The sequence below is a fragment of the Anaerovibrio sp. genome, from assembly GCF_024697385.1.
GTDB lineage: Bacteria > Bacillota > Negativicutes > Selenomonadales > Selenomonadaceae > Anaerovibrio.
This window is the reverse complement of record NZ_JAILFV010000067.1, coordinates 1-2,632: the sequence shown is the minus strand read 5'-3', so window position 1 is coordinate 2,632 and position 2,632 is coordinate 1. Positions and strand designations below refer to the sequence as shown.

Annotated in this window: 2 protein-coding genes; both read left to right on the top strand. The window is 40.6% G+C overall.

The annotated features are described in order from the left end of the window. Positions 1-1,765 (top strand): adenylyltransferase/cytidyltransferase family protein (locus K6C05_RS03150; RefSeq protein WP_296731123.1); only part of this gene is annotated, 1,765 nt, incomplete at its 5' end. 30 nt (positions 1,766-1,795) lie between these two features. Next, positions 1,796-2,632, top strand: an 837-nt coding sequence (locus K6C05_RS03145) for a TIM barrel protein (protein ID WP_296731121.1), incomplete at its 3' end; no start/stop codon positions are given.

The following is a 2,632-nucleotide window of genomic DNA, read 5'->3' as shown; positions in this document are numbered from 1 at the left end:
GGAGGCTGGATTTTCATCCCAGCAGTTTTTTTCTGTGTGGCCGGATTTGACGGTAGCTTCCCATTTATTTGAGGAGCAGGTTATTCCTAATGAGGATATGGCTATAAGGTTATTCCCTTTCTACAATGATCCTGACACTATATTCATTAATGAGAATAATCTTTATGAAAGCATGGTGGATAATGGGCTGTGGTTCCCTATGGCCAATGGATATTTGATTGAGTGTGCCAAGGATGGTGAATTATCAGATGTGCATTGCGTGACCTGTTCTTTGGATCGTGATGATAGGGATGCCTTAGTAACTGTCGTTCATGCAGATGATACAGTGGAGAAGAAAGCCGTATTTACGGCTGGGCAACAAAGATTAAAAGAACTGATTGAGCATGGTGAAGATTTAAAATCACATGGTATTCCGGTGGTTCCTGCCAAATTGGAGAGGGATTCATATTGGATGCCTTATGTTCATGCAAAAAGTGGGCTCATTTATCTTCGAGAGCTGTTAAGGCAGGATATAGAGGCTTTTTTACGGGAGATGGATAAATTTCGTGATTTAATCCTTCAATCCTCCGAGCATGTGTCAGAAGATATGGGCGATGGCCGTGGCGTTGTGCTGAAACGAGGCTATTTTGACATGGTTCCGTTAAATAGCTTTTATGTGGATGGCACATTTCAGTTTTATGATCAGGAATTTTATATAGAAAATTATCCGGCCAATGTTTTGTTGATTCGCATGGTTAATGCTGTATATGGTAGTGAGGCTGAGCTCGACAGAATTTATCCTTATGACAAGGTGTTGGAGCGTTACGATTTGCTGAAATACCAGGATGAATGGAATAAATTAAGCTATGATTATTTGGTTGAACTTCGTAACGAGACTGGTTTAGCCAATTTTTATAATGAGCATCGGCGAAATTTTGATATTATAAATTCCAATCGGTTTCGCATGAATTATTCCGCGGGAAAATATCAAAAGCTGTTTGTTGATATTTTTCATAATGCAGCTTCACGAAAGCTTATCATTTTCGGTTCGGGAAAGTATGCCGACCAGTTTATGACTTTGTTTAAAGCTGATTATCCTGTATATAAGATTATTGATAATAATCCAAAACGTTGGGGAGATACTTTGTATGGTGTGGAAATTGTGTCTCCGGATTATTTGCGTGATTTGAGTCAGAATGAGTATAAAGTAATTATTTGTATCAAGAATTATAATACTATAGTGAAGCAGCTGGACACCATGGGAGTGACAGAATATAGCATTTATGATGCTAATAGGGAGTATCCACGTATATTTAAGCCAATAGTACAAGGTGTTGCAGATATTAGCTCAAAGCCTAAAAAGTATCACATTGGCTATGTGGCAGGGGTGTTCGACTTGTTTCACTATGGTCATCTAAATATTCTTCGTCGCGCCAAGGAGCAGTGCGATTATCTTATTGTAGGTGTAGTTTCTGATAGACAGGTGCGGGAATATAAAAAGGTGGAGCCTTTTGTGCCATTTGAGGAGCGGTTGGAAATCGTCAAATCCTGCCGTTATGTGGATGAGGCTAATGAGATTCCTTTTGAACATCCTGATACAGATATGGCTTGGAAGCTGTATCATTTCGATGTGCAATTTTCTGGTAGTGATTATGAGCACGACCCAGTATGGCTGAGAAAAAAAGAATGGCTGGAGGAGCGGGGCAGTACCATGGTATTCTTCCCGTATACCCAGAGTACGTCATCCACTAAATTGAAGAAGCTTATAACAGAGCGGCTGATATAGGAGGATGTTGTGATAATTTGAGGTGTTGTTATGAACATAGTTTGCTCTGCAGGGGGCATTGCGGAGGTTAAACGCCCCGGAAATGGATTTAATAAATTTCGTCAGGCAGGATTTGATGAAATCGTGCTTGATTTTAATATGTTTACCGGCGGTATTGCCTTGCCTAAAAAGCGTGATGAGGTGCTGGAGCATTGGAGGGAGTGGATGCAAAATTACATGGCAGAAGCTCAGCTTCATGGCTTGAAAAGCGGAATAGCCGTTGCTCCTAATTTTGTAAAAGAGCAAAAAATACCAGATATGGAAGCAATTAAGTCCGATTTAGTGAAGGAATGTATTGGATACGCCGGGGAATACGGCTGTAAATATATTATAGTGTACCCCTTTGAAGGTGACAGCTTTGAGGACATTATATCCATAAATCGTGAATTTTATTTGTCCTTAGCGGAGTGTGCCCAAAAAGCAGATATAACTATTTTGGTTGTGAATGGCCTGCGTAATTTGAATGGTCATTTTTTGCGGGGCTTTTGCAGTGAGCCGGTACAGGCAGTTTCTTTCATTGATGAACTCAACAATAAGGTCGGTTCGGAGACATTTGGTTTCTGCCTTGATGTGGGCGTATGCAACATGGTCGGTCAAAATATGTATGATGTTGTGACCACCTTGGGGAGCCATTTAAAGTCACTGTATTTGTATGAAAATGATGGCGTTCATCATAATAGAATGATGCCTTTCTTTGCTGCCAATGGAGCTGGTTCACAGTTTGATTGGCTTAATTTGATTCGCGGCCTTCGGGCAGTTCGATTTGATGGACCGGCAATCCTGGATTTTTCTACAAATCTGTCGGCAGTATCTTCATTACTTCGACCA